The sequence below is a fragment of the Anaerocolumna sp. AGMB13020 genome (assembly GCF_033100115.1).
GTDB lineage: Bacteria > Bacillota > Clostridia > Lachnospirales > Lachnospiraceae > Anaerocolumna.
Genome location: NZ_CP136910.1, coordinates 4,948,331 through 4,973,597, shown reverse-complemented (window position 1 = coordinate 4,973,597; position 25,267 = coordinate 4,948,331). Strand labels below are relative to the sequence as shown.

Annotated in this window: 26 protein-coding genes; 8 read left to right on the top strand and 18 right to left on the bottom strand. The window is 37.0% G+C overall.

Annotated features, from left to right (window positions below):
- Positions 1-354: 354 nt before the first annotated feature.
- The 4 genes from R2R35_RS20975 (at position 355) to R2R35_RS20960 (ending at position 4,119) form a co-directional block, all read left to right on the top strand.
- On the top strand, positions 355-1,563 hold the full coding sequence (locus R2R35_RS20975; protein WP_317731818.1) for an argininosuccinate synthase: 1,209 nt from the start codon (positions 355-357) through the stop codon (positions 1,561-1,563).
- 250 nt (positions 1,564-1,813) lie between these two features.
- Positions 1,814-2,134 carry a putative heavy metal-binding protein gene (locus tag R2R35_RS20970; RefSeq protein ID WP_033167738.1) on the top strand — a complete coding sequence of 107 codons (321 nt, stop codon included), beginning with the start codon at positions 1,814-1,816 and terminating at the stop codon, positions 2,132-2,134.
- Positions 2,135-2,383: 249 nt separating this feature from the next.
- Positions 2,384-3,289: a GGDEF domain-containing response regulator gene (locus R2R35_RS20965; protein ID WP_317731817.1), complete on the top strand. Its 906-nt coding sequence runs from the start codon at positions 2,384-2,386 to the stop codon at positions 3,287-3,289.
- A 23-nt stretch (positions 3,290-3,312) separates the two neighbouring features.
- Positions 3,313-4,119: a Cof-type HAD-IIB family hydrolase gene (locus tag R2R35_RS20960; RefSeq protein WP_317731816.1), complete on the top strand. Its 807-nt coding sequence runs from the start codon at positions 3,313-3,315 to the stop codon at positions 4,117-4,119.
- Positions 4,120-4,292: 173 nt separating this feature from the next.
- Here R2R35_RS20960 and pflA read toward each other — a convergent pair whose 3' ends face one another.
- The 6 genes from pflA to R2R35_RS20930 all read right to left on the bottom strand — a co-directional run bounded on the left by pflA (position 4,293) and on the right by R2R35_RS20930 (position 11,188).
- Positions 4,293-5,084: a pyruvate formate-lyase-activating protein gene (pflA, locus tag R2R35_RS20955; protein WP_317731815.1), complete on the bottom strand. Its 792-nt coding sequence runs from the start codon at positions 5,082-5,084 to the stop codon at positions 4,293-4,295.
- A gap of 332 nt (positions 5,085-5,416) precedes the next feature.
- Positions 5,417-7,642: a formate C-acetyltransferase gene (pflB, locus tag R2R35_RS20950; RefSeq protein ID WP_317731814.1), complete on the bottom strand. Its 2,226-nt coding sequence runs from the start codon at positions 7,640-7,642 to the stop codon at positions 5,417-5,419.
- Between the two features lie 182 nt (positions 7,643-7,824).
- On the bottom strand, positions 7,825-8,547 hold the full coding sequence (locus R2R35_RS20945) for an amino acid ABC transporter ATP-binding protein (RefSeq protein WP_317731813.1): 723 nt from the start codon (positions 8,545-8,547) through the stop codon (positions 7,825-7,827).
- Positions 8,534-9,274, bottom strand: a complete 741-nt coding sequence (locus R2R35_RS20940) for an amino acid ABC transporter permease (RefSeq protein ID WP_331670166.1) — start codon at positions 9,272-9,274, stop codon at positions 8,534-8,536. The genes R2R35_RS20945 and R2R35_RS20940 overlap by 14 nt, the downstream gene beginning before the upstream one ends.
- A gap of 239 nt (positions 9,275-9,513) precedes the next feature.
- On the bottom strand, positions 9,514-10,266 hold the full coding sequence (locus R2R35_RS20935) for a transporter substrate-binding domain-containing protein (RefSeq protein ID WP_317731812.1): 753 nt from the start codon (positions 10,264-10,266) through the stop codon (positions 9,514-9,516).
- Positions 10,267-10,555: 289 nt separating this feature from the next.
- Positions 10,556-11,188, bottom strand: coding sequence for a histidine phosphatase family protein (locus tag R2R35_RS20930; RefSeq protein ID WP_317731811.1), 633 nt, complete (start codon positions 11,186-11,188; stop codon positions 10,556-10,558).
- Between the two features lie 462 nt (positions 11,189-11,650).
- Here R2R35_RS20930 and R2R35_RS20925 point away from each other — a divergent pair, with 462 nt between their 5' ends.
- A complete protein-coding gene (locus R2R35_RS20925; protein WP_317731810.1) occupies positions 11,651-11,890 on the top strand; it encodes a hypothetical protein in 240 nt (79 codons plus the stop codon).
- Between the two features lie 94 nt (positions 11,891-11,984).
- Here R2R35_RS20925 and rlmH read toward each other — a convergent pair whose 3' ends face one another.
- The 10 genes from rlmH to R2R35_RS20875 form a co-directional block, all read right to left on the bottom strand.
- Entirely contained in the window at positions 11,985-12,464 is a 480-nt protein-coding gene (gene rlmH / locus R2R35_RS20920; RefSeq protein WP_317731809.1) for a 23S rRNA (pseudouridine(1915)-N(3))-methyltransferase RlmH, read from the bottom strand.
- Between the two features lie 20 nt (positions 12,465-12,484).
- The gene (locus tag R2R35_RS20915; protein WP_317731808.1) at positions 12,485-13,060 is read right to left on the bottom strand and encodes a histidine phosphatase family protein; all 576 of its coding nucleotides are present in this window, start codon (positions 13,058-13,060) and stop codon (positions 12,485-12,487) included.
- A gap of 114 nt (positions 13,061-13,174) precedes the next feature.
- Positions 13,175-13,600 (bottom strand): threonine/serine exporter family protein, encoded by a 426-nt coding sequence (locus tag R2R35_RS20910; RefSeq protein ID WP_317731807.1) that lies wholly within the window; start codon positions 13,598-13,600, stop codon positions 13,175-13,177.
- Positions 13,597-14,373, bottom strand: coding sequence for a threonine/serine exporter family protein (locus R2R35_RS20905; protein WP_317731806.1), 777 nt, complete (start codon positions 14,371-14,373; stop codon positions 13,597-13,599). The genes R2R35_RS20910 and R2R35_RS20905 overlap by 4 nt, the downstream gene beginning before the upstream one ends.
- A 323-nt stretch (positions 14,374-14,696) precedes the next feature.
- Complete coding sequence (locus R2R35_RS20900; protein WP_317731805.1) at positions 14,697-15,035, bottom strand: PH domain-containing protein; 339 nt, start codon at positions 15,033-15,035, stop codon at positions 14,697-14,699.
- 24 nt (positions 15,036-15,059) lie between these two features.
- Positions 15,060-15,815 carry a DUF4352 domain-containing protein gene (locus R2R35_RS20895; RefSeq protein WP_317731804.1) on the bottom strand — a complete coding sequence of 252 codons (756 nt, stop codon included), beginning with the start codon at positions 15,813-15,815 and terminating at the stop codon, positions 15,060-15,062.
- Positions 15,816-15,987: 172 nt separating this feature from the next.
- Positions 15,988-17,517, bottom strand: coding sequence for a sensor histidine kinase (locus R2R35_RS20890; protein ID WP_317731803.1), 1,530 nt, complete (start codon positions 17,515-17,517; stop codon positions 15,988-15,990).
- Positions 17,518-17,563: 46 nt separating this feature from the next.
- Positions 17,564-18,238 (bottom strand): response regulator transcription factor, encoded by a 675-nt coding sequence (locus tag R2R35_RS20885; protein WP_317731802.1) that lies wholly within the window; start codon positions 18,236-18,238, stop codon positions 17,564-17,566.
- 232 nt (positions 18,239-18,470) lie between these two features.
- The gene (locus R2R35_RS20880) at positions 18,471-19,196 is read right to left on the bottom strand and encodes a peptidylprolyl isomerase (RefSeq protein WP_317731800.1); all 726 of its coding nucleotides are present in this window, start codon (positions 19,194-19,196) and stop codon (positions 18,471-18,473) included.
- Between the two features lie 120 nt (positions 19,197-19,316).
- Positions 19,317-19,964, bottom strand: a complete 648-nt coding sequence (locus R2R35_RS20875) for a flavodoxin family protein (RefSeq protein WP_317731799.1) — start codon at positions 19,962-19,964, stop codon at positions 19,317-19,319.
- A gap of 250 nt (positions 19,965-20,214) precedes the next feature.
- Between R2R35_RS20875 and R2R35_RS20870 the strand changes: the two genes are divergently transcribed.
- Together R2R35_RS20870 and R2R35_RS20865 are read left to right on the top strand one after the other, a co-directional pair.
- A complete protein-coding gene (locus R2R35_RS20870) occupies positions 20,215-21,147 on the top strand; it encodes a phosphodiester glycosidase family protein (protein WP_317731797.1) in 933 nt (310 codons plus the stop codon).
- Positions 21,148-21,361: 214 nt separating this feature from the next.
- Complete coding sequence (locus tag R2R35_RS20865) at positions 21,362-22,399, top strand: bifunctional glycosyltransferase family 2/GtrA family protein (RefSeq protein ID WP_317731796.1); 1,038 nt, start codon at positions 21,362-21,364, stop codon at positions 22,397-22,399.
- Here the strand turns inward: R2R35_RS20865 and R2R35_RS20860 are convergent.
- Entirely contained in the window at positions 22,396-22,863 is a 468-nt protein-coding gene (locus R2R35_RS20860; protein ID WP_317731795.1) for a DUF3783 domain-containing protein, read from the bottom strand. The genes R2R35_RS20865 and R2R35_RS20860 overlap by 4 nt on opposite strands.
- 262 nt (positions 22,864-23,125) lie before the next feature.
- Entirely contained in the window at positions 23,126-24,226 is a 1,101-nt protein-coding gene (locus tag R2R35_RS20855; RefSeq protein WP_317731793.1) for a hypothetical protein, read from the bottom strand.
- Positions 24,227-24,417: 191 nt separating this feature from the next.
- Here R2R35_RS20855 and R2R35_RS20850 point away from each other — a divergent pair, with 191 nt between their 5' ends.
- A complete protein-coding gene (locus tag R2R35_RS20850) occupies positions 24,418-24,966 on the top strand; it encodes a DUF3862 domain-containing protein (protein WP_317731792.1) in 549 nt (182 codons plus the stop codon).
- Positions 24,967-25,267 lie beyond the last annotated feature (301 nt).

Sequence of the window (25,267 nt, the reverse complement as noted above, 5' to 3'; positions counted from 1 at the left end):
TGCTTCCACATAATTTCAGGTGAGTTGAAGAAAGCAGAAAGAAGGAATGCGCCTATGGAAAGGCATTAGAAGTCCTTTTCTCTGAAAATTTTGTGCTATACTATAAAATAGATTGTCTGAGCGAAGCGAGTTATCTATTTTATAGTATATCCAGCACAAAATATTCAGAGAATTAGGACTTCTTATGCCTTGGAATTGAAGCATGAGTTCTTTCTGCTTTCTTCAATTCAACGTCCCCATGTTAAAAAACCAATCTTCTAAACTCAAATATTTTTCTTCAAAATACTATTGCATAATTTAACATTTTGATGTATATTTATAATAATTTAATTCAAAAAACAGGAGGACATATAAATGAAAGAGAAAGTAATATTGGCTTATTCCGGAGGTCTTGACACCACAGTAATTATACCCTGGTTAAAAGAGAACTATGATTATGATGTTGTATGCGTATGCATTGATGTAGGACAGGGTAACGAACTTGACGGCCTGGAGGAAAGAGCAAAAGCTTCCGGTGCAGTAAAGCTCTACATTGAAGACGTGGTAGAAGAATTTGTAGATGATTTTGTGATCCCCTGTGTAAAAGCCGGTGCTGTATATGAAAATAAGTATTTATTAGGCACTTCCATGGCAAGACCTGTTATAGCAAAACGTCTTGTTGAAATAGCAAGAATAGAGAATGCTACCGCTATCTGTCATGGTGCTACCGGCAAGGGTAACGACCAGGTTCGCTTTGAACTTGGTATCAAAGCTTTGGCTCCTGACCTTAAAATTATCGCTCCCTGGCGAATCTGGGATATCTCCTCTCGTGAAGAGGAAATTGAATATTGCAAAAACCACGGTATCGATCTTCCTTTCTCCGCTGATAACAGCTACAGCCGTGACAGAAATCTCTGGCATATCAGCCATGAAGGTTTAGAGCTTGAGGATCCTGCCAATGCTCCTGACTACGACCACCTTCTGGTACTTGGGGTATCACCTGAAAAAGCTCCTGATGCCGGTGAAACGGTAAGCATCTCCTTTGTAAAAGGAATACCTGCCGCCTTAAACGGCAAAGCTTTAAAGGCTTCAGAGATTATTGAAGCGCTTAATGAGATTGGCGGAAAACATGGAATAGGTATTGTAGATATCGTTGAGAACAGGGTTGTAGGCATGAAGTCCCGCGGTGTATATGAAACACCTGGCGGAACAATCTTAATGGAAGCCCATACTGCTTTAGAGGAGCTTATTTTAGACAGGGATACTCTGGCCTATAAAAAGGGTATTGGCGATAAATATGCAGATGTTGTATACGAAGGAAAATGGTTTACACCTTTAAGAGAAGCTCTGCAGGCCTTCATAGACTCAACCCAGGAGTACGTTACCGGTGAAGTAAAACTTAAACTCTATAAAGGAAATATTATTAAACAGGGAACTACTTCAGAGTACTCACTTTACAATGAAAGCATTGCTTCCTTTACCACCGGAGAGCTATACAATCATAAAGATGCTGAAGGTTTTATTAATCTCTTTGGACTCTCTTTAAAAGTGCGTGCCATGAAACAGCAGACTATAAAAGAATAATTTATTCTAATACAATATTAATTTATCTCTCATAATGCTCTAAAGTTCATACTATATTATTAACAGTATAGAAAGTGCCAGTAAGGTTAATCTTATTAAAATAATCTTTCTGGAGACCCTGGGACAGGTTTGACAATCAGTATCAAAAAAAGCCCTGTCCGGGTTATTCATTGAAGAGCACGAGTGAAAGAAAAACCCTTTCACTCCCTCGATTTTTTCGCATGTGTAATGCATGCAGATGGGAGAGAATATGATTATAACTACTACTAATACTGTCGAAGGAAGAACAATTACAGAGTACAAGGGAATTGTATTCGGAGAAGTAATATCCGGTGTTAACTTTATAAAAGATTTTGCAGCAGGACTCTCTAATTTCTTTGGCGGACGTTCTTCAACTTATGAAGATGAACTGATTCAGGCACGCCAGAATGCATTAAGAGAAATGGAGGATCGTGCCAGAAGCTTAGGTGCTGATGCCGTAGTTGCAGTTGATGTTGACTATGAAGTGTTAGGCGCTGACAATGGAATGCTGATGGTTACCGTTTCCGGTACTGCTGTTAAGTTGAATTAGTATACACAACTTTCCGATTTCATGGGCTGCCTTAGAAAACCGCATTGTTTGCGGTTATCCAAGGCAGCCTTTACTATGAAATCCCCGTCAAAAAGCCTTAAATTGACTAATAATTTGCTGATTCCTTAAAACCCTCAACATTTTTCTTATTTTATACTATATTAAGTTGAAATTTTCACCAAAATGCTTTAATATTAAATTAGTTACTGGTTCCAGTACTGCTATTTCGATTCTGCAAGGAGATTTATTATGGAGAAAGATACCATCTTGGTAGTTGATGACAGTGAGATAATATGTACAATAATAAAGGATATACTTGAATCCCCGTCATTGCACATATCTATTGCCCATTCTGGTGAGGAAAGTATATCTATTGCTAAGAATATCCGACCTACATTGATATTACTGGATATCATGATGACTGGTATCGATGGTTATGAAACCTGCAAAATCCTTAAAAGCTTTCAGGAAACCAAGGATATACCTATTATATTTATAACCGGAAATAACGATTCCGAATCAGTACTTCATGGCTTCGAGGTAGGTGCAGCTGATTACGTCTCCAAACCCTTTATTCCAGAAGAGCTGAAAGCTCGTGTCAAAGTTCATATGCAGAATGTAAAGAGCCAGCGAGAACTTCAGCATTTAATGAAGGAACTCAAAGAAATGGCCATAACAGATTATCTGACGAAGCTCTATAACCGAAGATATTTCATGGAGGAGCTTCATAATTATGTAGAGTCTGTTAACTCTGAATTTGCATTGATTCTGTTTGATGTTGATAATTTTAAAACAATTAATGATACCTACGGCCACACTGCCGGTGACATGGTTTTGGTAAGTATCTCCAATATATTCAGACTTATCCTTAGGGAAGAAGATACTGCAAGCAGATGGGGCGGAGAAGAATTCCTTGTATTTCTACAGGATATAAGTATGAACGATGCTGTGAAAATTGCGGATAAGCTACGCAGGGAAGTTGAAAGATATACCTTCGTTTTTGAAGGAGTATACTTCCACTGTACGATTACCGGTGGAATTATACAATATGACAGAACTCTTTCTGTCGAAAAAAATATAACCTGTGCTGATCAGGCATTATACCAAGGTAAATCCCTTGGAAAGAATTTATGTATCAGTTATCAGCCTGCTTAGGCATATGTTAGAAAGGACTTCAAATGGCTTACGAAATATTAGTTCTTGATATTGACGGAACATTGACCAACTCAAAAAAAGAAATCTCCGATAAAACCTATCAGTCCATTATGACTGTACAGGAAAGGGGACATAAGGTCGTACTGGCATCCGGAAGACCAACACCCGGTATTCTGCCCTTGGCTAAGAAACTTCGCCTGGCTGAATATGGGGGTTATATTTTATCCTTTAATGGTGCCAAAATAATAGACTGTACTAATGGGGAGATTATATTCCAGCAGGTTCTTGACCGGGATTATCTTCCTTTTCTTCATAATAAAGCAAAAGAAAATAACGTTGGTATACTATCCTATGAAGGCGACTGTGTAATAACAGATTCACCAATTGACAAATACATGGAAATTGAGTCTCGAATTAATGGTATTCCCATTAAACAAATCGAGGATTTTCCTTCCTATATACAATTTGACATAAACAAATGTCTGATGACAGGTGATCCTGATATCTTACGTCAAATAGAGCCCGAATTAAAAGAACACTTTAAAGCTTTCTTAAATATCTATCGTTCAGAGCCCTTCTTTCTGGAAATTATGCCGAAGAATATCGATAAAGCCTTTTCCCTTGGTAAACTACTGGATTATCTTGGTTTGTCCAGAGAACAAATGATTAGCTGCGGTGATGGATTTAATGATATCTCGATGATAGAGTATGCTGGAATGGGCGTAGCTATGGCAAATGCACAAGAAATCGTTAAGAGTAAGGCAGACTATATTACTTTATCCAATGACGAAGACGGCATAGCTCATGTAATTGAAGAATTTATGCTATAAGAGTATATGTTCTATGATTTATGCCTTAAAATTTAAATTTATGAATAAAAAAAGCTCCATGACCTTTTCCTTGTGAAATCTATCACAAATCAGGTCATGGAGCTTATCAGTTTGTTTGATTTATTATAAAGCTCCATGTATATTACACCTTTCTTACAAATATATTTTACCTTTTAGTTGGCAAGCGGTATTCCTGTTGACCTAAATATATCTTTTACTTCTTTTACAAGCTTTTTATCTGGCTCATTGGTGTCAAACAGCTTATATTCATACCCAAGCTCTTTCCACTTATACTCTCCCATTTTATGAAAAGGAAGCAATTCAATTTTCGAAATATTCGTGTAATTTTTCAGATGCTTTGCAAGGGCTTTTATAGACTCTATATTATCCGTAAGTCCCGGCACCAATACATAACGTACCCATGTATTTATTCCTGCTTCTTTGGTATACTCAAGAAATTTAAGAGTGGGAGCTAAGTCCACACCAGTCACTTTATTGTATACTGTAGGGTCAAAATTCTTGATATCCAGCAGTACCAGATCTGAATACTCAAGCACTTCCTTAACTTTCTCGGTAAATACATAACCTGAGGTATCTATAGCTACTGAAATCCCCTCTTCCTTACATCTCTTACTCATTTCCAATATGAAGTCTGCCTGAAGCAGGGGTTCTCCGCCTGTAAAAGTAACTCCTCCTCCTGAAAAAGCCATATAGGACTTGTATCTCCTGATTTCATTCATAAGATTATCCGGTTTGTAGATTGTTCCCGTCCCCGTATCCCAGGTATCCGGATTATGACAGAACTGACAGCGCAATGGACATCCTTGCATAAAGACAACAAAACGGACTCCCGGTCCGTCCACTGTTCCACAGCTTTCTACGGAATGTACACGTCCTGTTAACTCCTTTATTTTTTTGCTATTTTCGTTTGTATTGTTCGTATCTGCACTCATATTTTTTACCATGCCTTTCTCCTAATCTGCCAGCTTGAACCACAGGTACAAATTAAATTAAATAAAAAATCTTTTATTTTAAGCTTCTTTACTGAATATCAAATATGATTATGATATTCCTTCCTCAATCTTTCGTGAATTTATATTGAATAAATAAAATAACACATTTTCCGAATACATGATAGGGGGCTTGAGACTATTATTTAATTACAAAATCCGTCCTCAGACAATCCTTGCATTAAATAACAGAAACAAGCCCCTCACACATTGTATGCATTGTGGTCTAAGACCACCGTTACTTCTTTTAACTGATAAATGTTAATTGCCTATCAATTAAATTCTGATTACCTCTCGTGGAAAGTACGATTGATTACATCTAACTGCTGCTCTTTGCTCAGCTTGATGAAATTAACGGCATAACCGGAAACACGAATAGTAAGCTGAGGATACTTTTCAGGATGATCCATAGCATCTAATAATGTCTCTCTGTCAAATACGTTAACATTGATATGATGACCTTTATCAAAGAAGTATCCGTCTAATAAACCAACAAGGTTTGTTACTCTTTCATCTGATTCCTTACCTAATGCCTTCGGTACGATAGAGAAGGTATAGGAAATACCATCTTCTGCATGCTTATAAGGCAGCTTTGCAACAGATGCCATTGATGCAACAGCACCTTTCTTATCTCTTCCGTGCATAGGGTTGGCACCGGGTGCAAAAGGCTCTCCTGCTTTTCTTCCATCAGGTGTATTACCTGTCTTCTTACCGTAAACTACGTTAGAAGTAATTGTTAATACAGAAAGAGTATGCTTTGCATCACGGTAAGTCTTGAATTTACGAAGCTTATTCATAAATTTCTCAACAATATCAACTGCTATCTGATCAACACGATCATCATTATTACCGTATGCAGGATATTCGCCTTCGATCTCATAGTCCACTGCAAGACCCGCTTCATTACGGATAATCTTAACCTTAGCGTGTTTTACTGCAGATAAGGAGTCAGCTACTACAGAAAGTCCTGCAATACCGCAAGCTTCCGTACGTAAAATTGAGATATCGTGAAGAGCCATCTGTAAACGCTCATAGTTGTATTTATCATGCATATAGTGAATAACATTTAATGTATTGATATATAATTCAGCAAGCCATTCCATGGTCTGGTCAAATTTACTGATTAACTCGTCATACTCTAAATAATCACCGCGTACAGGCTCAAACATAGGTCCTACCTGCTCACCGGTCTTCTCATCTTTACCGCCATTGATAGCGTAAAGTAAAGCCTTGGCAAGGTTTGCACGAGCTCCGAAGAACTGCATCTGCTTACCAACTCTCATGGCAGATACACAGCAGGCAATTGCATAATCATCGCCCCATACATCTCTCATGATGTCATCACTCTCATACTGGATAGAACTTGTGTCAATGGAAACCTTGGCACAGAAATCCTTAAAGCCCTGAGGTAAGAAGGTTGACCAGAGTACCGTAAGATTAGGTTCGGGAGCGGGTCCTAAGTTGTATAAGGTATGAAGAACACGGAAACTGCTCTTAGTTACAAGCGTACGTCCGTCAACACCCATACCGCCGATTGCTTCTGTTACCCAGGTAGGATCTCCTGAGAATAAATCATTGTAAGCAGGTGTACGTAAGAAACGCACCATACGTAACTTCATAACGAAATGATCCATGATTTCCTGAATCTCTTCTTCTGTAATTAGACCATTTTGTAAATCACGCTCATAGTAGATATCAAGGAAAGTAGTTACACGACCAAGGCTCATTGCGGCTCCGTCCTGCTCCTTAACAGCTCCAAGATAAGCGAAATAGGTCCACTGTGTAGCTTCATGGGAATTCTTTGCAGGGTTGCTGATATCAAATCCGTATCTTGCAGCCATTGCCTTTAATTCTTTTAAAGCTTTGATCTGTTCGGAAATTTCTTCTCTTAAAAGGATTTCAGGGGATTCCAGAGTATTTCTCTCAAGGAGTTTCTTCTGGTCAACTTTCTCCTGAATAAGGAAATCCACACCATAAAGAGCAACTCTTCTGTAATCTCCGATTATACGACCTCTGCCGTATGCATCGGGAAGACCTGTAATGATACCAGTATGTCTTGCTTTTTTCATAGAATCGGTATAAGCGGCGAAAACACCGTCATTATGAGTCTTTCTTAAATTGGTATAAACATCTTCTGTTCTTGAATCCAGTGTGTATCCATAGGACTCAAGGGCGCTCTTTACAACACGAATACCACCGTTCGGCATGATTCCTCTTTTTAAAGGCTTATCTGTCTGAAAACCTACGATAACTTCGTTATCTTTATCCAGGTATCCTGCATCAAAAGTGGTAATAGTGGAAGGTCTTGATGTCTCAGCATCCACAATTCCTTTCTCTGTCTCCACCTTCATTAATTCCAGAACTTTATCCCAAAGTTTCTTGGTTTTCTCGGTTGCTCCTGCTAGGAAGGAACCGTCTCCTTCGTAGGGTGTATAATTATGTTGAATGAAGCTTCTGACATTAACGTCTGTCGTCCAACTTCCGGGTGTAAAACCATTCCATTCTTCTCTCATGAATGTCCTCCTGACTCTCTTCTCAGTATTGATATATATCTTGTAGTTAATCAATTCTTTTTTAATTAATACATCAATATATAGTAAATACTAAATAATACGTTCTGTCTTGTCAATACTTTTAATGAGTAATTTTATCATTTAGAAGTATGTGCTATCAAAAACGATAAAAATAACTAATATTACAGCACTTTAGATAAAAATTCTTTCAGCCTTGGATTAGTAGGATTTTGGAAAAAGGCCTGAGGCTCATTTTGCTCCATAATTGAACCCTGATCCATAAAAAGAACTCTGGTTCCTACCTCTCTGGCAAAACCCATCTCATGCGTTACTACTACCATAGTCATTCCATCCTCTGCCAGTTCCTTCATCAGTTCCAGTACCTCACCTACCATTTCCGGGTCCAGGGCAGAGGTAGGCTCATCAAAGAGCATAACGTCCGGGTTCATTGCCAGTGCTCTGGCGATGGCTATTCTCTGTTTCTGTCCTCCTGAGAGCTGCTTGGGATAGCTGTTTGCTTTTTCCGGCAGTCCAACACGCTTAAGAAGCTCCTGCGCCTTCTGCTCCGCTTCTTCTTTTCCCAGTATCCCCAGTTTAACCGGTGCCAGGGTTATATTCTCTTTTACCGTTTTATGGGGAAAGAGATTAAACTGCTGAAAAACCATTCCCATTTTTCTCCGCAGTACATTAATATCGTTTTTAGGATCCAGGATGTTCTGTCCCTCAAACCAGATTTCTCCGCTATTTGGTGTCTCGAGGAGGTTAAGGCATCGTAAGAAGGTAGATTTACCCGAACCGGAGGGCCCTATAACAACTACTTTTTCTCCTTTTTGAATCGTTTCGGAGAGATTATTTAGTACCACCTGAGAGCCAAATTGTTTCGTAAGATTCTTAATTTCTATCACCTTGTGCCATCCTCCTTTCGAATAAATGCAATAACTTTGTCAGCCCTAATACGATGATCAGATAAAATACTGCCGCAATAAATAATGGCGGTAATAAATCCCAGGTCCTGGAACCGATGTAAGAGGCTGCTTTGGTCAGGTCTGTTATTGCAATCATACTTGCTACTGAGGTTTCTTTGATTAATACAATGAATTCATTACCAAGGGCCGGCAGAATGTTTTTAATTGCCTGAGGCATAATGATCATAAACATGGTCTGGCTGCTGTTAAGGCCTAAGGAACGTCCGGCTTCGTACTGTCCCTTATCAATGGATTCAATGCCTGCTCTGACAATCTCAGCAACATAAGCTCCGGAATTAATACCAAAACAAATACCGGCCACCAATATTTCATTGGTGTTTCTTGCTGTGAATATCAGGTTATAAATAATTAATAACTGCAATAATACAGGTGTTCCCCGAATGATGGTAATATAAAGGTTACACAATTTGCTGACCCAGCCAAACCCTTTCTTATTCGCAGTAGAAAACCGCAGCACAGCTACCAATACGCCAAGAAATGCTCCAATTAATATGGCCAGCAGTGAAATAAGCAGTGTATTCCCCAAGCCTTGCAGATAAAACATATATCTCTGCTCTGTAATAAAGGCATTATAATAGCTTTGACCAATATGATTTAACCAATCCAAAATTGCATTCAATGTTCCTTCTCCTTCTAAAACTGACATTGTATACACCTTATATCACTTTTATACATTTTAAATCGTGTAAGGTATTTACTGTACAGTGAAAAAATATGCATCTTTACATATCACACTTTCATGAAATGCAGTAACAAAATATTCTTTACAACAGATAATTAGCAGCAGGCAAATTTCTTGTCTGCTGCTAATTACTAATTATGTCTTATTCAAACAAAGTATATTACTTATTAAAAATTCTTGCTCTGATGCGCTGATGATGTACTTTACTTTGTATGGTTTGCAGTAAATTCATCAATTTTACCTTCTTCAATAAGCTTGTCAATTACTTCATTGATTTTATCAAGAAGTTCTTTGTTACCCTTTTTAACTGCAATAGCATATTTATCTTCAAATAATACATCATAGGTTCCGTCAGTTTTCGTAATAATTGCCAATGTATCATTTGAACCAACCAGCTCTTCTGCCGGATACTGGTCCATTACGATACAGTCAATCTTGTTATTCTTAAGATCTTCTGCAGCCTGCGCAAATTTCGTGTATCGTTTGATATCCTTCGGAGTTACATTTTCAGGCTCAGACACATAAAAATCTGCAATGTTACCCTGCTGAACACCTATAACCTTATCATTTAAATCCTCTTTGCTGCTAACTGCTGGTGTTGCTTTATTCACTACGATTACTTCTGTAGAGTTTACATATTCATTGGAAAAATCCATCTTTTCTTTTCTTTCATCATCAACGGATACTCCGGCGGCTACAAAATCAACCTTTCCCTGCTGTACTGCTAACAGTGCACCATCAAAATCCATATTCTTAATCTCCAGTTCTTTCCCCAAAGCATCCGCTATGGCCTGTGAAATATCGATATCAATACCGACTACCTTGTCACCCTCCATATACTCATAAGGAGCAAATCCTGCCTCAGTACCTACAATCAGCTTATCATCTGACTTGCTACATCCTGCCAGTGAAATCACCGTAGCCGCTGCCAGTAGTAAACATACAACTTTTTTCATAATACAACTCTCTCCTATCCGTGTCTTAAGACACTTTGAATTCCGAATAAGAAGCCTTTCTTATTCAAACAGGCACCTAACATGTATGTATTCATAAAAAATACGTCAAGGGAAGAAGAAACTTCAGTCTTCATTGACGAATGATAGATACCTAATATTTATTTATGAAAACTAATATTAATGCTAGTATTGTATCATGTTTTTATAAAAATTCAAGTATTTTTATTCGATTTTAAAGAGTATTTTTTCTGTATTTTACAATATTTTCTTTTTTTAGCGAGAATGGAACTTATTTCAGGAAATTTATACGAAGTAAATCATCTTCACCTTCCAAATGAGCGTAATCATTGAAACGCTGAAGGTAAAAACGTTTTCTCTCTTTATTGTAGAAGAGATGGGTAATACTGGTATTCTCCAGTGATGCTGCAAGCAATAACTTCTTGCTCATATCAAGACTTAAAAGTCCGGACACCAATGCTCTTATTACACCGCCATGGGTTACTACCGCAATATTCTTTTTCTCTCCATCAGTTATTTCATTTATGGTTCTCATAGCCCTCTCAAACACTTCTCTGCCGCATTCACCGCCGGGATATGGAATATCCTCCTCCAATAATTGCTGTTCTCTTTTAAAATCAGCAAATTCCAGATCGATTTCCGCATCAGATTTCCCCTCTAAATAGCCAAAGGAAATTTCTTTGATATCTTCTCTTATATGATGCTCCTGTCCCAGATATTTATTAATAATCTCTGCTGTCTGTACTGCACGAATCAAATCACTGGAATAGAGGGCATCAATATTGTATTTTTCCATACGTTTTCCCAACAGCTCTGCTTGTCTTCTGCCTTCTGCTGCCAGTTCAACGTCTACATTGCATAATGGACTGTTTTGTCTGCCATGACGTATCAAGTATATATTCATATTAGCTCCTATCTTTTTGTCTTTTACACGTTTTCTGTTTTTGTGCCACCACTTTTCTTGTGATAATTGTTTTATTAAAAAAGTGGTCTTTTATGTTTTATATTGTTTCATTAAGGAAAGTGGTCTTTTATTTCTTTCTATTGTTTCATTAAGAAAGAGGTCTTTTATTTTTTTATATTGTTTCATTAAGAAAGTGGTCTTTATTTTTTTATTGATCTATTGAGTTGTTATTTTAATCAATTATCGTATCTGACCGAGTTTTACTCTTTATCAAAAAGGAAATCCATCATTTCATCTTTTGAATCATGTAATATGATAACGTATATAACACCTCTTTGTAAATCATTATTATATAAATAAGTTAAATATCTTTATTCTGCTTAACCCAATTTAAACACTCCCTGCATAGAGCTTCAATTGAATTTTTCTGCTATCTTTATATTCTTACATTTTTGTTATAAAATGTATATTATAGTAATTACCCCCTATAATTTAATCTCTTTTCAGAATGAGATATACACCGACAATGCGAAGCTGGAAATCAAGCCTGAACCCGATAGTATCTTAAGAGTCTTTATGGCTTTTCAACCCCTTAGGAAGTCTTTTACCGTAAGTGAGCAGACTCTTGAGCCTTTTGTACGGCAGGGATTTACGGTCATAGAATGGGTTGGAACAGTGATTTCCGGAAGCAATATCAAATAATTTACTTAACTATTAATTTTACCTAAAATAGAAAATGTTTTGATTCTATATTAGTATAAATCGCCGAAAAAATAGAGCAGAGTCCTACTCTGCTCTATTTATGATATGGCTCGCCAGCAGCTATCCGGTAAGCTCTGTATATCTGCTCTAACAATATGACTCTCATTAATTGATGTGGAAAAGTCATTTTTGAAAAACTAATCAGAGTATCCGCTCTTTTTATCACTTCATCACTTAAACCGAGGGAACCTCCTATGATAAAGGTCAGATGACTCTTACCGTTTAATTTCAGTTTCTCCAATTGATTGGAAAAATCTACAGAATCATACATCTTCCCTTCGATAGCAAGTGCCAGGCAATAAGTGCCTTCTTTTACCTGTTTTAATATTTTCTCGCCTTCGATGTTCTTGATACGAAGCTCGTCTGCTTCACTTGCTCCATCAGGTGTTTTTTCATCAGGCAACTCAATAATCTCCAATTTTGTATAACGGCTGAGCCTTTTTGTGTATTCTGATACTGCCTGGGTAAAATAATTCTCTTTGAGCTTTCCCACACATATAAGTGTTATCTTCATTCATTCTTCCTGCTTGCTATTTACTCGCTAAAATTAGGCTCTATTGATTCTTCTACCAAATCTTCTTTGATAAACTGATACAATACACCATTTTTTACTCTTCTGATTTTTTCTCCTGAAAATCCTCTGTTCTTTAATTCTTTTTGAAAATTATATAACATGAATCCATGAAATACAATCAATACATTATCCTGTGACCAGTCAATCTTATCAAGAAATGCATTTATACGTCTTCTGGTGCCTTCTCTTGACTCTGGTTGACTTTTTGACTTAAAGTACCAGGCCAACCTGCCGCATACATGCCAGATTTCAAAAGGGAGCTTAATTCGCTCTGTATGAATAAAGGGAGCATTATCGACTTCTCTTAAAAGCTTATCAATATGTAAATGACCGCTATATACTTCCTTAGCTGTTGTTATTGCTCTTGGGAGATCGCTCACATAACAGATGTCCCACTTGCATCCATACATTTCTACTTTGTTTTTTATAACCCTTGACCGCTCATAATGTTCAGACCACTGACGAAACTCCTCCGAAGTCATCATTTTCTTATGGGGACAGTTTACCTTAAAATGCCTCAATAAACCAATTCTCATTTGCTATACTCCTGCTACTCTCTATTACACTCCTACACTAACTATTCTATCGGCTTTTCCCTGTGAATGCAAGGACTAATTGCTCTCCAGTTTATATTTGCCTGGATGCTTCTTCTATTTATTCTTCTGAAATATTCGAAAGATAGTATCCATAATAAAGATTGCCAACGCAATCATTCCTGCTATTTGTATTGTTTCATTCATATAGTGTCCGGCTACCGTATTGTTATTGGTTATCAGGTTATATACAATACGGTACATACCAACTCCCGGAACCAAAGGCAGAATTCCAGCAATCAAAAATAGTGTTACAGGAGTCTTCATAAGTCTAGCAAAGCTATGGGATATAAGCGCAACCATAAGTGCGGCAAAGAACATCCTTCCCACTACCGTCAGACCTGTCGGTTCCAGTATTAGATAAACGAACCAGCCAATAGCACCTACAAGTCCTGCAAAACCCAGAAATTTTCTTGGAACACCAATGATTACAGCAAAAGCTACGACAGCTATAAATGCACCTACTACCTGAATAAACATCATAGGTTTATACCTCCTGCCAGTAAGGAATACAATGCAATACCAATTCCAATTCCAACAGCACTGGAAGCAGCCAACACAAAGGACTCAATTGCTCTGGCACCTCCTGACATATAATCACCCTGAAGTGTATCCCTGATGGCATTGGTAATAGCTACCCCTGGAAGCAAAGGCATTATAGAGCCGCCAATAAGGGCATCCAATTGTATTGCCCCGCTGAGATAATGAAGAAATAACATACTGTTTAGTGCAATTAGCACAGATGCCGTCAGATTCTTTATAAAGGTGTTTATTTTAAGTTTCATGGTTAATATAGTGACCAGAACAATAAACCCTCCATTTACCCCAGCTATAACACTGTTAAGCAAGTCACCTCCAAGCAAGATGGTAAAGGCTGAGGAACCTATTACGGTGCATGGATAGATCAGAAAATTGCTGTATTGATTCCTTGTCTTTATACTTTTAAGTTCCAGATAAGCTTCTTCTACTGACATCACGCCGGAGCAAAGGTTTCTGGATACATTATTTGTTTCAAAGATATAGGATATATTCGTCACACGATTGTCCACTCTTTTCACAAGGCTGATTCCATCAATTCCCGTATCATCAAGACATAAAAAAATGCCTGTAGGAGTAACAAAGGCTTCTGTCCTCTCAAGTCCTGATATCTTTAGAATCCTGCTCATTGTATCTTCCACTCTGTAGGTCTCTGCTCCGCTTACTAACATTATTTCACCTGCCAGCATGGCAGTATCCGCTAATAATTTATAATTCATGGTATTTAGAAGCTCCGTTCTTTCATCTTAATCAAAATACTGCTATTTTTCTTTATTATCGTCACTCTTCACTTACAAATTCAATTTATATTGTTTAAAAATAATATTTTTACTTACAAATTCAATTTATACTGTTTTAAAATGGTACTTATACTTACAAATTCCAATTTATGATGTTTGAAAATGGTATTTTTACTTACAAATTCAATTTATACTGTTCGAAAATAATATTTTATAGCAGAAATATAAATCTGCACATTAGATAAGGACAAGCTGCATTGTCAGCTCGTCCTTTATTTATCTCTTAATGTCTTTATTAAGAATTATATTTCCATTGTGTGTAAAGCTCTTCTTTTTCGTCTGGCTTCTTCAGATGCTGTTAAAAGAAAGTCCTTAATTTCTGAGGTTCTCTTAATATGCAGAATCTTAAGTTCAGGATGTGTAGTATCGCCTGTGTAACAAGTAAGGGAACCAAGACCATAGATTCTTTCCCAAAAGCTTTTTGTGAGTTTTACATCCTGGACCTTATACATAAATGCATCGTCAACGGTAATGTTTAAAAATCCGCTTGTTATGGTTATCTTGTCATCCGTGATTGTATATGAGGTAAAGGATAAAGGAAGTCCGAATAACTTCGAACGCTTCTTTTCTGTATAAATCATTGCTTTGCTCCTTTAAGGATTTCATTATTCGTTCAAATCTATAATTGCTTTTTGCCCATTCAGTGAAATACTTAGAGTGAGTCCGTCGGTTTTCAAATTTTCAGGCACATCAAATAACAAAACAGCATCATCGGATTTACCGCTTTTCAGAGTGAGATTCAGGTATTTCAAATCCGTATCCAGTAAAGTTACCATAGGTGAATAGGACTTTCCGTCCTTCGTACTCAGCTTATAGACAATATGTATCTTTTCCAGATTGACTTTAACAGAGCTCTTGGATTTGTTCGATACCTTAAAGTTTACAGCAAGCAGCTTATTGCCTGAAGTCGGTGTAAGTGTGAAATACGCCTCTCTCTGTGCATAGCTTGTTTGCAGTTTGTAGTCAGTATACTTAAACTGGTATTTATTATCACTGATAATTTTGTAAAATTCCTGATAAGTTAAATCACTTTTTACCGCTTCCGTATTTTTTGTTCCTGTACTGTTACCTGTTGTAACAGCGCCTTTATTGGTTTCCTCATTGTCTGGGGCAGTATTTGCTGTGTTTTCTTCTGTCGTGGTGTCCTTGCTTTCGTTTATAATGCTTCCGTTGTTTTGTTCATCTTTCGTGTCTTCGGGATAAATCAGAGCTTCCTTATAATTATCTGTATATCTTAACACGGAACCTGCCATATATTCCGCAATAACATCACTTTGCTGATCTGATAAATCAGTCATTTTCGCACAGCCTGTAAACATCATCCCACAAAACAAGGTAAGTAATAAAAGTGGTTTTTTCATCTTTGGCTCCCATCTGCGTATTTTAGTACACGTATAAATTCAGGGGGAGTGAAAGTCATTTTTCACTCTTCATCCTCCGTAGTAAGTATATGTGAATATATAATACCACTATTTACAAAAATGGGCAATGCCAAAATTAAAAACTCTAGCTTTTTTGTGACAAAAGTCCCTGTTACACATTCGTATCCAGTTCAAACCAGAACTCTACGCCATTTTCATGATTGATTGCACCGCATTTTCTATTATGGGAATCCATAATAGCTTTTACAATGGACAGTCCAATACCGCTGCCGCCGTATTCTCTGGTTCTGGCTTTATCCACCTTATAGAACTTGATCCAGATATTTTCAAGATCCTCCTCCGGTATTGGAATACCCGTATTAAAGACAGCTACCCTAACTACCTCTCCCATTTGAATAAACTTAACTTCTATTATTCTGGGCCCCTCTACATGATTCAAGGCATTGCTGATGTAATTGGTAAGTACTTCTTCTATCATATATTCGTCAGCCCATACATATAAAGGCTCCGTCTCTTCAAAATGCATTGTGGCCTTTTTCTGTTCCTGAAGTATTTCAGTTGAGTGAATCACTGATTTAACCAAGGCTGTCAAATCAAAACGTTCAATGTTTGGCTGGTTACTACCAAATTCAATCTGGTTTAAGGATAGCAGCTTCTTTACCATACTATTCATCTTCTGTGCTTCATCAATGATAACTTCACAATAGAAATCCTTACTATCCTGATCTTCACTGATATTATCCTTAAGACCTTCTGCATAACCCTGTATCAAAGCTATCGGGGTCTTTAACTCATGGGTTACATTGGATAAAAAGTCTTTTCGCATCTCATCTATCTGAACCTTGTTCTGGAGATCCGAAAGCAGCTCATTATTGGCACTTTTTAACTCTGAAATCGTATTTTCCAACTTCTCCGATAATACATTAATACTGCCTCCCAATTCACCTAATTCATCCTCTGAGTCAACCACATACTTCACATCAAAGTCTAAATCACTCATCTTTTTTGCAATTCCTGCCAGCTGAAGAATTGGGCCGGTAAATTTCTTACTTATCCAAAGCATTACAAGAATTGATATAATTACTGCAATTACTCCTACATAAGCAAGGAATTGATTGGCCACCGCCACACTTTCTCTCATGGTTTCCAGATTAGTTTCAATATAAATAAAACTCTTGCCTTCTGTATGACCTAGTAGTCTTAAATAATTGGTATTGACCCTTGCTTCATACTCTTTAAAAACAAAATATTCCCCCATATCCTTAACGATATCATTATCCGTCATTAATATGGAATAAACTTTTGCCATTAACTGACCATAACGTTCTTTATTGGCAAGGGATGCATTTTTAGCGGAATACCACTCCTTATTTTCATACCAAATATATGTTTCGGTATTTATAACAAAGACATTGATATTACGATACTCTGTAACTTTTTCCATGTTAAGGTTATCCTCGGCAGTCAAGTTATTCGTATCAATGGTTTCATAAACTGCTTTTATGTCCTTATAGGTTTTTCCAAGGCTGGCAACCTTACTGTTTATATAATATTCCTGTAAAAAAGATCTGTTTAGTATCCATAGTATTCCTATAGTAGCTGTAATCAGAATAGCAAGGGTCAGGGTAAGTTTAATCCTGATCGATTTTAAGTTCAGGTATTTTATTAATTTTAGATTCATAAATCAATCATTCCAGTCTTTTAATTTAATATAGAAGCTATCATGGTTAATCGATTTCAAATTTATAACCCATTCCCCAAATTGTCTTTATATATTCTCCTTTTTCACCCATTTTGCTTCTCAGTTTCTTTACATGGGTATCAATGGTTCTGGCATCTCCAAAGTAGTCATAATTCCATACATTATTCAATATCCTCTCTCTGGATAATGCCACGCCCTGATTCGTGATAAAATAAGTAAGCAGTTCAAATTCCTTGAAACTGAGGTCGATTGCTTCTTCATCTATCTTCACCATATGAGCAGCTTTATCAAGTACGATACCTCCTACTTCTACGATACCTTCTTCTATGGCATTGGTTCTTCGAAGGATTGCCTCAACTCTGGCCACCAGAATTTTGGGACTGAAGGGTTTTGAGATATATTCGTCAACACCAAGCTCAAAGCCTAATAACTCGTCCTTTTCATCACTCTTTGCTGTGAGCATTATAATAGGAACCTGGGAATACTGCCGGATTTCCCTGCATACCTGCCACCCATCCATTTTAGGCATCATGACATCCAGTACAAGCAAAGAAATGTCCTTAATGTTAAAGAACATATCAACGGCCTGTTCTCCATTTTCTGCTTCATATACCTCATAATTCTTTTTACTTAAAAAGTCCTTTACAAGTTTACGCATTCTGCTTTCATCGTCAACTACTAAAACTTTTAATTTATCCATGGTTACCTCTCTTCTTAATATTAGCCGGAAGCCTTATTCGTTTATACTTTATATTATTCTTTCATCTGTCTTTCAACGAAAATCGCTTTGAGCCGCTCTAATCTTCCTATATGTATTATTTTCATCAATGACAGATTATCCGCTGTATGTGGCTTTATTATAACAGATATTTATGAAAAAAGTATGTTTTTTCCTTCTAAAAAAGACTGCCAAACCGGCAGTCTTTTTTATATTATTTACCATATTCCGAAACAATAATCTTTTCAATGATAACATCCGAAACAGGTTTATCATTTTCATCTGTAGCTGTACCAGCAATTGCATCCAGAACCTCAAGTCCTTCGTATACTTGTCCAAAAACCGTATGTGCTCGATAAAGCCAGGGAGTTCCTCCATTCTTAGAATACCCTTCAATGGCGTCATCATTATAAGCAGTACCCATCTGCTGTGTAATGGAGGCTAAGGTTGCCTCATCGTAAGTGTCCTTCGCCTGCACGATAAAGAACTGGCTTCCGTTGGTATTCGCTCCGCTGTTGGCCATACAAAGTGCTCCGCGGTAGGGCTGCAAATTATCTGAGAACTCATCTTCAAAGTTATCTCCCCAGATGCTTTCACCAGCCATTCCGGTTCCTGTAGGGTCACCGCCCTGAATCATAAAGTTATCCATAACCCTATGAAAGGATAAACCATCATAATAACCGTCTTTTGCATGCGTTATAAAATTTTCCACGGCCTTGGGAGCTTCTTCATGAAAAAACTTCACGCGAATGGAACCAAAGTCTTTTATTACCAGTTCAGCCACTGTCTCACCGTTTTTGGGTTCAGCTAACTGTTCTTTATAACCTGATACAGCTGAACCTCCTCCTGCTGTATTCCCTTTTCTTAACGCAAATCCCGCAGCAACTACTCCAATTATGACAATTAATACAACTAAAATAGTGATTAGACTCTTCTTCATCTTGTACTTCTTCCTTTCTCCTTCTCATTTCATACAAACCATTTAATATGCTCAATCACTTATAATACCACAGGAAAACATCAACGTCAAAATTATCTGCAAGGTATTCTCTGCAAAACCCTATTTGGCTGTCAGCTGTTTGCCTAATTCAAAAGCTGCTTTTAAATCCTGGGGGAATTGCTCTTTCCGAACCTTTTCTTTTTCTTCTACGGAGAAGCGGCTGGCATCGTATTTGTCATAATCCTTAAACTGATAGGTATTACAGGATACCAGTATTTGGGACTCAGCTTTTAAAAGCCCTCCTATGATTTTCTGATTTCTTTCTGCGATTGCTTTATACCCCAGACTATCATATTGCTCCAATGGTACATTCATGGTATACAAAAATGCAGAAGGAATATTTCCCTTTAAGATTTCTCTCTCTCCTTTCTTATAAGACAGAATAGGAAAAAGCAGCCTTTCCAGAAAAGATCTGACTTCACCGGTTACATCAGAAAAATAAATGGGTGAACCGATTAACAGAGCATCACATTTTAAAATTTCTTCTAATACTTCTTTCAGGTCATCTTTTATTACACAAAGACCTTTACAGTCTTTTCCTTTCTTCTTACAAGCGAAACAGCTGACACAGCCGGTAAATTCCATATCATAGAGGTTATATATTTTAGTCTTTGCACCGTTTTCCTTTGCTCCCTCCAATGCACTTTTTAACATTTCAGCAGTATTACCATGTTTTCTAGGACTCCCGTTAATTGCTATAACTTTCATAAATACCTCCTTGTATTCCTTTTATGTTACCTCGAACTCTGTCTTTCATTAATATCATTCTTCTTAAGAGTAGAAACGAGAGATATGTTCTTAGTTATGGTTTATTTTTATTTATTTTATAATTTCTCATAACAGCCTGTCAAGCTTTATTGCTGAGCCAAACCACAGATTTATCACAGTTTGCTAACAGACTGAACATAATATTCCTCTATACTGAGGTTATCTACTTTATTTGAAAGGAGCTGTTGCTTTGCAAACTGAAAAAACAGCCAGAAAACCCACAAAGAAACCCTTCATAATTCTAAGCCTTGCCTTAATGCTTATTGCCTTACTGCTTTATATGGCAGCCGACCGTTACCTCATCAAGCATGTAAAAGTTGAAAATGCTCTTGATACCACAGAAACAGGGACAGAGGATTCTCAGACTGATTATACCGCAGATGATTGGAATTATACCAGTGATACAGTATCAATCCAAATTAAAAAAGTAGCTGCTGGAACTGGTTCAGATACCATTACCTATTATATAGCAGACGTAATCCTAAAAGATTCAGCAAGCTTAAAATCTGCTTTTGCAGATAATAAATTTGGTCAGAACATAATCGAATATACCTCTGAAATTGCAGAGGACAATCATGCCATATTCGCAATTAATGGTGATTATTACGGTTTCAGAGAGGATGGAATTGTAATAAGAAACGGAACAGTATTTCGGGACAGCCCCGCAAGAACAGGTCTGGCCTTTTATACTGACGGCACCATGAAAATATATGACGAGACTGACACTTCTGCACAGGAATTAGTGGATGCGGGAGTAACGCAAACTCTGTCCTTTGGTCCAGCACTTGTTACAGGCAGTGCAGCTGTTACAAATCTTGGAAAAGTGGAGATTGACACCAACTTTGGCAATCATTCCATGCAAGGCTCCAACCCAAGAACCGGTGTAGGCATTATCAGCCCAAACCATTATGCATTTGCTGTAGTGGATGGTCGCAGCAGCGGCTACAGCAAAGGCATGTCCTTAGAGGAATTTGCAGATCTTTTTGTAAGCCTTGGCTGCACCGAAGCTTATAACCTGGATGGCGGCGGTTCCTCTACCATGTACTTTATGGGCAGGGTTGTTAATAATCCTCTTGGCAAAGGTAAAGAACGTGGTGTCAGTGATATTCTCTATATCGGTTAGCCTATTAATAAGGATAGCTGTAGAGCCTTTTCACAAGAAACCGTCTAAGCATATGGGGGCATAGCTCATCTAATAATTGCCTATGCCAGGTTAAACGTTATTTTATTAGGTAAGTGTGAAAGAAAATCTATGAAAGGCTGCCACAATAAGCTTCTTTCGCGCTTTATTTTGTGGCAATATCGCTTCTATCCAGCGATATCAGCGGGTGATGAATATGCTTGAAATTGTAATTCCAGCTTATGAACCGGACGAAAAATTATTAATACTTATAGATTCTCTAAAAAATACACTAAGAAATACCACTGATTTTGATATTCTCATTATCAATGACGGAAGTTCTTCGGAATATGACACGATTTTTACAGCGGCTTCAAAAAAAGGCTGTCGAATACTTTCGCACAGGATAAACCAGGGAAAAGGTGCGGCACTTAAAACCGGGTTCTCTTATCTTTTGAACAGCGGATTTAAAGGTGCGATTGTTTGTGCTGATTGTGACGGACAGCATCGGCCTTCTGACATCCTAAAGGTATCCGCCGCTCTAAAAAACGACAGCAGACTTCTTGTGCTTGGCTGCAGAGACTTCATAGGGAAAATTCCTTTAAAAAGCATAATCGGAAACAAGCTTACCAGCCTTTTATATACCATGATATCCGGTCAGAATCTAAAGGATACTCAAACAGGCTTACGAGCCTTCTCCTCGGAGCTTCTACCCTGGCTGCTTCAGATTAATGGTAATCGATATGAGTATGAAATGAACCAGCTTCTGGAAGCAAAGGACTCCAATATCGTCCTTCAATGTATTCCCATTGAAACAATCTACGAGAATAGAAATGAGGGTACACATTTTCATCCCGTAAAGGATTCCTTTCGCATCTATCTGCCAATCTTTAAATACCTGTTCTCCTCCCTGCTGGCAGGCTCAATTGACTTCATCCTTCTCTTCTTATTTATGAAACTAACGAATAATTTATTATTCTCCGTGGTAATTTCAAGAATGATAAGTTCTGTGATCAACTTTCTCTGTAACAAACAGCTGGTATTTAATAAAAGCAAGGTATCAACAGGTGAAAGTTTCGTAAAATACTATCTGCTGGCAGGCTTTATGTTACTATGCAATTATTATCTGATACGCTTCTTTACTTTTGGGATATCCCTGCCGCTTACCTTTAGCAAAATAGTAACGGAAGTACTTCTGTTCCTATTAAGCTATAAAATACAAAAAAACTATATTTTCAAAAAGAACAAACTTTAATTTACATTATTCATTTTATCATATTCCCTTTTCTGTTCTTCATATAACTGAAAGGCGTTCCAAAACCGATTCGTATCTGTTAAGACCGCCTTTAAGCAGCTCTTTAATATACCGGCTTTTCTGAAAGCCTGCAGTACCAGTTCCATTTTGGAAGCGGTAAGTCCTGCCATTACTATCATCTCACCGGCCAGATTATCATATGGTGTATTTCCTTCCAAGGTATTTGTTTCTTTAGCATTTGTTACTACAGCATTTGTTTCTGCTACATTTGTTTCTGCTACATTTTTTTCTATAACTTTAATCCTTGTCTCCCTATCTTTCATTCCAGCAAGGTACCCGATGCTCTGGCTGTATTCCTCCGTGGCAACAGCTTTTACTGCTATATTCATGGGTAGAAGGGCTTTACCGATTTTTAGTCTGCTTTCTCTTGAGGTTATATTAAATAGTAATACTGTTTCTTTCATGATAAGTCTCTTTTCTATGTTTTGTTTTTAATTGTACTAGTTACCAGCACTGCTGCCTATTTCCATCAGAAGCCAAAAAGAATTATGACCCATGTTCTGTATGCAAACCGTAAGCTATTTTATTCTTAGATTACATAATACTAAGACAATCGATGGCATAAAAATTCATATTTCATAGAACACCTTTATAAACACTAATAACTCCCTTTCCATATTAAGGTGGAGAAGGGAGTTATTTATTATTTCAATTATAGAGCCGCCTTTATCCTGCCACAACGGCACGATCATGAAATATCTCATCGACAAATTGCAGCAGTTCAATCATATTCTCGACAAGGCCATGGTCTACTGATTTCCATCTATATTGATATCCACAAAATAATGGACATATTTTAAATTCATCATTGGTGATATAGGCCCTTGGTCTTTTTCCTGTTTTATCTGTCTGTGTGCAATATCCGCAATTATCACACTTTTTTGAGGTGTTTAAAACAAAGCTCTTTACTTTATCATTCATACGGCCATATGCTATCAAAACCTGATCAAAGTAAGGAATACGAAGGGATATGAGTGGTTGATTCCTCCTTGTTTCTTCATAGATAATCTCGATTCCACCATGGGTTCGCTCTGCCCATGCAGATTTTAATTTTTCTTCTTTCTTGCTGTAATTTTTAACATAATTCAAAGAGACACTATTTTGCCCATCGATTCTTGTGTAACCCTCCCTTTGAAAGAACTCCATTAATTCCTCAAAAGCATCACCTTCATCAAACATTCCTTTGTAAGCTTCTTGCGTCCAAGGCGCAGCCGGGTCAAATACTCCTCTGGAAAATAAAAGCCATTCCTTATCACTTTCACTTGTTGTACCCTGTTTTGAGATATTGGCTAAAAGTCTTAATCCGTCCACTTCTATGGGGAACAAAAATATATACTCATTCTCTGTCATATTAGTCTTTATTCCAAATTTCTCAAGGTGTTTCCTGGTGGAAAGTTTTAATTCCATATCACTTCTACTAACAGAAAAAGTGTTATCACTAATTTGCTTCGATAAACAAATCTGAAACAATAGCTCAATAAATTGTTCAACTTTTTTAATACCCCCTCTAATATTTACTACTAGTTGAGGATTCGTTTTATGATATTCCCAATCGTTAAAAGAATCATCCGGAAGATTTCTTAAGCTCAACAAAGAAGGATCTTTGTACAATCTTTCATAAATTTCTTTGATAAATAAATAAGCGCACTTTTGATCTACTTCTGTAGCTTCCGATGAAATCACAGGAGTAAAAGGCGGATAGGTAACCAGAAAAGAACAGATGCTTCTTTGTCCTAAATTGTCAAATTTTTGATTTATCAAATTCATTATACAATCTCCTTCGTAGGTTTTCTATAGAAGCTTTCCTAATTCACTTGAAATTTTTTCCATTATAACATAAAAAAATGTCGGCTGCAAGGTGCCATAAAAGAGTAATTGTAATTATCTTAAGACTCTGTTGCCAATTAAATAATCATATGTCATACTATAGGTAATTACATACATAGGAGGAGTATTTTTTGAATAATTATTGTAGTTATTGTGGGGACCCCTTAGCGGAAGGGAATTTTTGTCCAAATTGCGGGAAACCCATAGCATATCAAAAAAATGTCGACAATACAGATCAATATGAACCTTCAGAGCACATCCAAGCAAATATAAATAATTATCAGCTTGATAATAAAGGTTCTGCTGCTGGAAAATCTTTCTTTATTTTCTTGATAATAATACTATGCGGCATTTTATTTAGTATTATATATGTAAATTTTAGCTCTGATATTAAAAAGACTTTTAAATCTGAATTTACAACCCCAAGCACCTCTATGGAGTCTGATGATGAATTGGAATATATAACATTAGCAGAATATAACTCAATTAAAAATGGCATGACCTATGATGAGGTTGTTAAACTAATTGGAAGCGAAGGAACCTCTATGAGTGAATCCTCCGTCGGTAATGTCTCGATTAAGATAATTTCTTGGTATGGTAATGGATTTAATGGATCAAATGCAAATGTTACATTTACTAATAATAAAGTAACAGGTAAAGCTCAAATTGGTCTGGAATAAGATGATTTTCTGGTGTTATAAAAGACAAAGATTTATTCACATTAAATAGCAACATTTATTATCAAAGGAATAACCCACCGGTATTTTATTTTACATAATTAGTACTTATAGAAAAAAGTTACTAATTGTGTTATTAGGTCTTCTACATAGTGCCCTATTTAAGAATTAAGCGTTTATCTTGGTCGATACGATCTCAAGTTTGAAATTAAAGAGTTTATTAATAATTTACCAAAAATATACCCGGAGGCGTAAATCTCCGGGTTACTTTTATATACTCCTTCATAAACAGTAAATTTAGCAA

Bases quoted from the DNA above. Each gene is read 5' to 3' on its own strand.
- R2R35_RS20975 (WP_317731818.1), top strand. From the start codon at position 355: ATGAAAGAGAAAGTAATATTGGCTTATTCCGGAGGTCTTGACACCACA.
- R2R35_RS20970 (WP_033167738.1), top strand. From the start codon at position 1,814: ATGATTATAACTACTACTAATACTGTCGAAGGAAGAACAATTACAGAG.
- R2R35_RS20965 (WP_317731817.1), top strand. From the start codon at position 2,384: ATGGAGAAAGATACCATCTTGGTAGTTGATGACAGTGAGATAATATGT.
- R2R35_RS20960 (WP_317731816.1), top strand. From the start codon at position 3,313: ATGGCTTACGAAATATTAGTTCTTGATATTGACGGAACATTGACCAAC.
- pflA (WP_317731815.1), bottom strand. From the start codon at position 5,084: ATGGTAAAAAATATGAGTGCAGATACGAACAATACAAACGAAAATAGC.
- pflB (WP_317731814.1), bottom strand. From the start codon at position 7,642: ATGAGAGAAGAATGGAATGGTTTTACACCCGGAAGTTGGACGACAGAC.
- R2R35_RS20940 (WP_331670166.1), bottom strand. From the start codon at position 9,274: ATGTCAGTTTTAGAAGGAGAAGGAACATTGAATGCAATTTTGGATTGG.
- R2R35_RS20935 (WP_317731812.1), bottom strand. From the start codon at position 10,266: ATGAAAAAAGTTGTATGTTTACTACTGGCAGCGGCTACGGTGATTTCA.
- R2R35_RS20930 (WP_317731811.1), bottom strand. From the start codon at position 11,188: ATGAATATATACTTGATACGTCATGGCAGACAAAACAGTCCATTATGC.
- R2R35_RS20925 (WP_317731810.1), top strand. From the start codon at position 11,651: ATGTATATTATAGTAATTACCCCCTATAATTTAATCTCTTTTCAGAAT.
- rlmH (WP_317731809.1), bottom strand. From the start codon at position 12,464: ATGAAGATAACACTTATATGTGTGGGAAAGCTCAAAGAGAATTATTTT.
- R2R35_RS20915 (WP_317731808.1), bottom strand. From the start codon at position 13,060: ATGAGAATTGGTTTATTGAGGCATTTTAAGGTAAACTGTCCCCATAAG.
- R2R35_RS20910 (WP_317731807.1), bottom strand. From the start codon at position 13,600: ATGATGTTTATTCAGGTAGTAGGTGCATTTATAGCTGTCGTAGCTTTT.
- R2R35_RS20905 (WP_317731806.1), bottom strand. From the start codon at position 14,373: ATGAATTATAAATTATTAGCGGATACTGCCATGCTGGCAGGTGAAATA.
- R2R35_RS20900 (WP_317731805.1), bottom strand. From the start codon at position 15,035: ATGATTTATACAGAAAAGAAGCGTTCGAAGTTATTCGGACTTCCTTTA.
- R2R35_RS20895 (WP_317731804.1), bottom strand. From the start codon at position 15,815: ATGAAAAAACCACTTTTATTACTTACCTTGTTTTGTGGGATGATGTTT.
- R2R35_RS20890 (WP_317731803.1), bottom strand. From the start codon at position 17,517: ATGAATCTAAAATTAATAAAATACCTGAACTTAAAATCGATCAGGATT.
- R2R35_RS20885 (WP_317731802.1), bottom strand. From the start codon at position 18,238: ATGGATAAATTAAAAGTTTTAGTAGTTGACGATGAAAGCAGAATGCGT.
- R2R35_RS20880 (WP_317731800.1), bottom strand. From the start codon at position 19,196: ATGAAGAAGAGTCTAATCACTATTTTAGTTGTATTAATTGTCATAATT.
- R2R35_RS20875 (WP_317731799.1), bottom strand. From the start codon at position 19,964: ATGAAAGTTATAGCAATTAACGGGAGTCCTAGAAAACATGGTAATACT.
- R2R35_RS20865 (WP_317731796.1), top strand. From the start codon at position 21,362: ATGCTTGAAATTGTAATTCCAGCTTATGAACCGGACGAAAAATTATTA.
- R2R35_RS20860 (WP_317731795.1), bottom strand. From the start codon at position 22,863: ATGAAAGAAACAGTATTACTATTTAATATAACCTCAAGAGAAAGCAGA.
- R2R35_RS20855 (WP_317731793.1), bottom strand. From the start codon at position 24,226: ATGAATTTGATAAATCAAAAATTTGACAATTTAGGACAAAGAAGCATC.